Origin of the sequence: Vibrio sp. V03_P4A6T147, from assembly GCF_002241085.1 — a bacterium.
In the GTDB taxonomy this organism is placed as follows: Bacteria; Pseudomonadota; Gammaproteobacteria; order Enterobacterales; family Vibrionaceae; genus Vibrio; species Vibrio anguillarum.
In genome coordinates, this window is the sequence record NZ_NDIO01000077.1 from 1 (window position 1) to 5,265 (window position 5,265).

General features: G+C 44.6%; 5 protein-coding genes. All 5 read left to right on the forward strand.

The features are described from left to right. Positions 1 to 57 precede the first annotated feature (57 nt). The 5 genes from B9J84_RS02635 to vctC all read left to right on the forward strand — a co-directional run bounded on the left by B9J84_RS02635 (position 58) and on the right by vctC (position 5,050). On the forward strand, positions 58 to 1,239 hold the full coding sequence (locus B9J84_RS02635; protein WP_017045107.1) for a DUF3103 domain-containing protein: 1,182 nt from the start codon (positions 58 to 60) through the stop codon (positions 1,237 to 1,239). A 195-nt stretch (positions 1,240 to 1,434) separates the two neighbouring features. Next, positions 1,435 to 2,346 (forward strand): siderophore ABC transporter substrate-binding protein, encoded by a 912-nt coding sequence (locus B9J84_RS02640; RefSeq protein ID WP_404206201.1) that lies wholly within the window; start codon positions 1,435 to 1,437, stop codon positions 2,344 to 2,346. 27 nt (positions 2,347 to 2,373) lie between these two features. Further along, the gene (gene vctD / locus B9J84_RS02645; protein ID WP_026027432.1) at positions 2,374 to 3,309 is read left to right on the forward strand and encodes an iron chelate uptake ABC transporter permease subunit VctD; all 936 of its coding nucleotides are present in this window, start codon (positions 2,374 to 2,376) and stop codon (positions 3,307 to 3,309) included. Between the two features lie 22 nt (positions 3,310 to 3,331). Next, complete coding sequence (vctG, locus tag B9J84_RS02650) at positions 3,332 to 4,282, forward strand: iron chelate uptake ABC transporter permease subunit VctG (RefSeq protein ID WP_029189680.1); 951 nt, start codon at positions 3,332 to 3,334, stop codon at positions 4,280 to 4,282. A gap of 6 nt (positions 4,283 to 4,288) precedes the next feature. After that, entirely contained in the window at positions 4,289 to 5,050 is a 762-nt protein-coding gene (gene vctC, locus B9J84_RS02655) for an iron chelate ABC transporter ATP-binding protein VctC (protein ID WP_094123471.1), read from the forward strand. Positions 5,051 to 5,265 lie beyond the last annotated feature (215 nt).

Below are 5,265 nucleotides of genomic sequence, written 5' to 3' on the forward strand. Positions count from 1 at the left end.
GTGTTTTTATGTAGAGTTATTACTCTATGTTGTAATTAAAAATATTAAGGGTTCATTATGAGATATATAACACCCGTTTCATTACTGCTTGTGGCCACTATTATGGGGTGCAACTCAGAAGAAGCGACAACCAGTAGCACCAGCCAATCTAATGCTGATGCGATTGCACAGCAAAAAAGAGCGTTAGCACTGCAACTGAGTGAAAGTTACGCCGAGCTTGAAACCACACTTAAAACTGAAATCAGCGCGCAAAACCTATCCATTTCTGTTTCCACTTTGTTTGAAGAGCAGCCTGATTCCGATTTTAGTCAACAGATGGTTGTAGCGGACGCGCAAATTCGTTCAATGAAAGGCATTGAGGATTTTACTGAGCAATTGCTGCAACTGCGTATTGCCGATGCGTCGATGATTAAAGAGTGGCAAGAAGGGCAAAGCCCGTTGTTTGCTTTTGAGCCCAAAGGTAATGATGCGTCTTGGCAATATATTGAAGCGTTTGATGTGTACGGACAGGTGCATCAACTGGATGTATATCAAATGCCAGATGTACCCGTTTTCGTGGTTGATAGTAATAGCGAAGTGGAATTGCGCGCAGGCTTACAAGCAATGCGTGCACAGATGAACGCATTGGGTCAATCGACCACATTGACCACAGTAGAAAGTGGTAGCGTCGCCGCTCAAGCGATGGCCCGCAGCAGCGATAATAGCGCTGAGCCTATTTCCACCACAGTGCTGAAAAAAATTCGTTTAGCGGATGACAAAGAACCGTGGATCTCTGGAGCGGCTGAAATTTATGCGATTGTTACAGGCATCAATCCAAGCCGAGATGAGCCGACCATTGACTTAGTTGAAATGCCTTATTTGGATTACGACAAGCAAGATTACTTCCCAAATCAAGTGATGATCCAATGGTCTCGTTACCGTTGGGGCGCAGCCGATCTTATCTTGATGGAGCAAGATGATGGTACCGATTATAAGGAGCTGGCTAAATTACTCGTCAAAGTAGCGGAAGAAGTGCTGAAGCTTATCCCTGATCCAGAAGTGCAGGCGTATGCGATTATTCCGCAAATCACGGGCAAGATCATTGATGCGATTCCCGATGGTTTACTGGTCAATGACGACGATTATGTCGATGTCTTTTACACCTTGATGCAAGACACCAGCTATGTTGATCATCCTGGAGCGAGTGGTAACGCAGTGGCCACTTTTGAGCCTTTGACGATTAACCCGACACGTCCATAACATTTCTCTCCCCCTAGAAAGCGAGCGCGAATCTCTTATTAGCGCTCGCTTTTTCATCATTCTTGCTGCTTCTGATCATCATGGCCGATTTTGATGTGAATAGGGTTGCTTGAACGACGGTCAACGATTATATTACCCGAACTTAATGCGAATGCTTATCAAAATCTGTCGTAGTTATTTTGAATGGGAACCTATATGAAATCGTTGTTTAGTTTGGCAGCACTTGGCTTGCTTACCTCTTTTACTCTCAGTGCTAAAACCGTTTCTGTGGAGCATCAACTCGGTACCACGACGATCGAGCAAAATCCGCAACGTGTGGTTGTCATTGGTTTGGGTGCGTTAGATACGTTAGATCGCTTTGGTATTGAACCTGTCGCGGTATCGAAAGTGACTGAACTGCCAAATTATTTAGCGAAGTACAACAGCGATACATACGCACCTGCCGGTTCTTTATTTGAGCCTGATTTCGAAACCATTTATATGCAAAAACCGGATGTGATTGTGATTGGGCCGCGCGCCGCAACCAGTTATGACGAGCTATCTAAAATTGCACCAACTATCGTTTTTGCAGCCGATGCAAGCCAAGGCTACTGGCAGAGTACACAACAGCAGTGGCGTAATCTAGGCAAAGTCTTTGCTATTGAAGATCAAGTGGAAGCCAAAATTGAAGATTTAGATAAGCAGTTTCAAGCACTTCGTTGCTTTAACCAGAACAACCAAATCGATGCGCTCACAGTGATGAGCTCTGGCGGTAACATTACCGCTTTTGGGCCTGAATCACGTTTCTCGGCGGTGTATAAAGATTTTGGATTCAAAACGACCGTCGATAGCATCAAAGCGACACGTCATGGCGATCTAATCTCTTATGAATTTATTCGCGAACATGATCCTAAAACCTTATTGATCATTGATCGTGATACGTTGGTCAACAAAGGGCAAAGTCACACTCGCCAAGAGTTTGAAAATGACCTGATCAAAGCGACTGCGGCTTACAAAAATAAAAGCATGGCGTTTTTAGACCTTAATGCTTGGTACCTATCCATTTCTGGTGTGACTGCTACCGAGCAGATGATCAGCGACGTTAGAAATGCTGTACACATTCACTAATTTGCCACAAACAAGCTGAGGTTAGCTTTGAAAAAGTTATTGCTTGCTTTGTTGGTAGTCAGCCTATCTTCACTGTTTGTGGGGGTAGGCAATCTATCACTAATGGCATTACTGCAAGGGGATGCCCATGCTTGGCAACTGCTCTTTACCAGTCGTTTGCCACGTTTGTTGGCGATTGTTTTAGCCGGGGCAGGGCTCAGTATCGCGGGTCTTATTATGCAGCAAATCAGCCAAAACCGATTTGCCGCGCCTTCTACCTCCGGTACCATTGAATGCGCCATGCTGGGCTACGTGTTGAGCTTAGTCTTTTTTGGCCACGGTGAAAGCTTGTGGCTTATTTTCTCGGTTTCGATTGCGGGCACTTTGCTGTTTGTGCAACTGATTCAGCGCGTGCAGTTTAAAAATGCCATTTTTGTCCCTTTGATCGGCATTATTTTTGGTAATGTGGTGGAATCCGCTGCGTCCTTCATCGCTTACAAATACGATGCGATACAAAACCTTTCTAGTTGGACGGTAGCCAATTTTGCCAATTTGCTGAAAGGGGATTTCGAACTGCTCTATATTGCGATTCCGGTTGCCCTCTTTAGCTATTTGTATGCGGCGCGAATTTCGGCCGTCGGCATGGGTAAAGATTTTGCTGTGAACTTAGGGCTTAACTATCAGCAAGTGCTGGTGATTGGCGTTTGTTTGGTGTCGGTGATGTCTGCGACGGTTGTTATGATTGTCGGTCAACTGCCTTTTTTAGGGTTGATTGTGCCCAATTTAGTCAGCCACTATTACGGTGACAACTTGCGCAAAAATATCCCTCGTACGGCCATTTTCGGTGCGTTATTGGTACTGCTATGCGATTTGGGCGGCCGTTTGATTATTTTCCCCTATGAAGTGCCGATTTCGATGATCATCAGTATTCTCGGTGGCAGTGTATTTATTGTGTTGCTGTTGCGAGGACAACGCCATGGGTAAGTCTGTATGTGCGAGCATCACTTTGCGTGATCATACCAAACTGTGGTTACTGGTTTTGGCTTCTCTGCTTTTTGCTGGGTTATTTATTGGTGTTGGATTGAACGCCGACAACTATCACTATTTTCTTTCTCGTCGTGTACCCAAAGTATTGGCGATGGTGTTAGCGGGCATTGCCATTGCGCAGTCCTCTCTAGCATTTCAAACCATTACCCACAACCGAATTTTAACGCCCAGCATCATGGGGTTTGATTCACTCTACCTGTTTGTGCAGGTGCTCGTGGTGACTCTTTTTGGTGGCCTAAGTAGCTACGCGCTTAATGCTTACCTCAATTTTTCGTTGTCCGTTGCTGCCATGTTGCTGTTTTCTAGTTTATTGTTCGCTTTTTATTTTCGTAAGCAGCAGAGTAACTTAATGGTGTTGTTGTTATTAGGAGTCATTCTGGGGCAACTGTTTTCCAGCATTTCCTCTTTTTTGATCATGCTGATGGATCCGAATGATTTTTCATCGGTACAGTCCAATATGTTTGCGAGCTTCAACAACGTGAAAGTGGAACTTGTGTATTGGGTAACACCATTACTACTGCTGGTTTGCTTTGGCCTGTTTCGCCTGCATCGCGTGTTGGATGTTTTATGGTTGGATAACGATAACGCGGTCAGTTTAGGGGTGGATGTACGCCGAGTGACGCACCATGTATTGATGCTTAGTGCGGTATTAATTGCTATTTCTACAGCTTTAGTTGGGCCCGTGATGTTCTTTGGCTTATTGGTCACCAACTTAACGCGCGAGTGGTTTCGTTCATACCAACACCGAACCTTATTGATTGGTTGTTCCGCGATGGCGGTGTGTGCATTGCTTTCAGGTCAATGGGTGGTTGAAAAAGTATTCCAGTTTGAAACAACGCTGAGTGTGGTGATCAATTTCATCGGAGGTCTCTATTTTCTCTCCCTCCTTTTACGTAATAAAATGGTTTAATTTCATATGATTCAGCTAGATAAACTGACTAAAGTGTTTGGCCAACAAGCCGTTGTGGATAAGGCCTGTGCGCAGTTTGAAAAAGGCAAGGTCACTTCAATTATTGGCCCTAATGGTGCAGGAAAAAGTACCTTATTGTCGATGGCTAGCCGTTTGGTTAGCCGTGATAGCGGTAAAGTTTGGATTGAAAGCAAAGAGCTGGTTGAGTGGGATACTAAAGCGTTGGCTAAAAAGCTGTCGGTTCTGCGTCAAGCCAATACTCTGACCATGCGTTTTACCGTGAAAGAGCTGGTGGCTTTTGGCCGTTTTCCTTATTCGCAAGGTAAATTAACGGCCAACGATCATGCGATGATTGAGCAATCGATCGAATATCTTGATCTTAAAGCGATAGAAGATAAATACCTAGACGAACTGAGTGGCGGCCAACGCCAGCTGGCCTTTATTGCAATGGTGATCGCCCAAGATACCGATTACATCTTTCTCGATGAGCCATTGAACAACCTCGATATCAAACACTCATTGCAGATCATGGCCACTATTCAGCGTTTAGCACATGAGTTGAATAAAGCGGTGGTCGTGGTGATTCACGACATCAATTTTGCATCCTGTTACTCCGATTCCATCATTGCGCTGAAACGAGGCCAAGTAGTAGCAACTGGCACAGTACAAGAGGTGATTCAATCGTCGGTTTTGAGCGATATCTATGAAACGCCGTTCAACGTATTAGAAATAGAAAACAAGCGTATTTGTATGTATTACACCCATTGATGCGGTTTAACTGCCGGTGTGCGTAACGTTACGAGTACTGAACAGAACGCTTTCGATTCACCGTAAGCCCCCTTTTTACTGCCTAATGTTGCCAACGCAAAATGGTGGAAGCGCAGACGTTTACTGCGCGCTACAGGATGGACTTAAATATTGATATATTTCTCACTTCAAAAGAAATAATAACTTGCCTCAGATCAAGAAAAAATCGTTTGGCA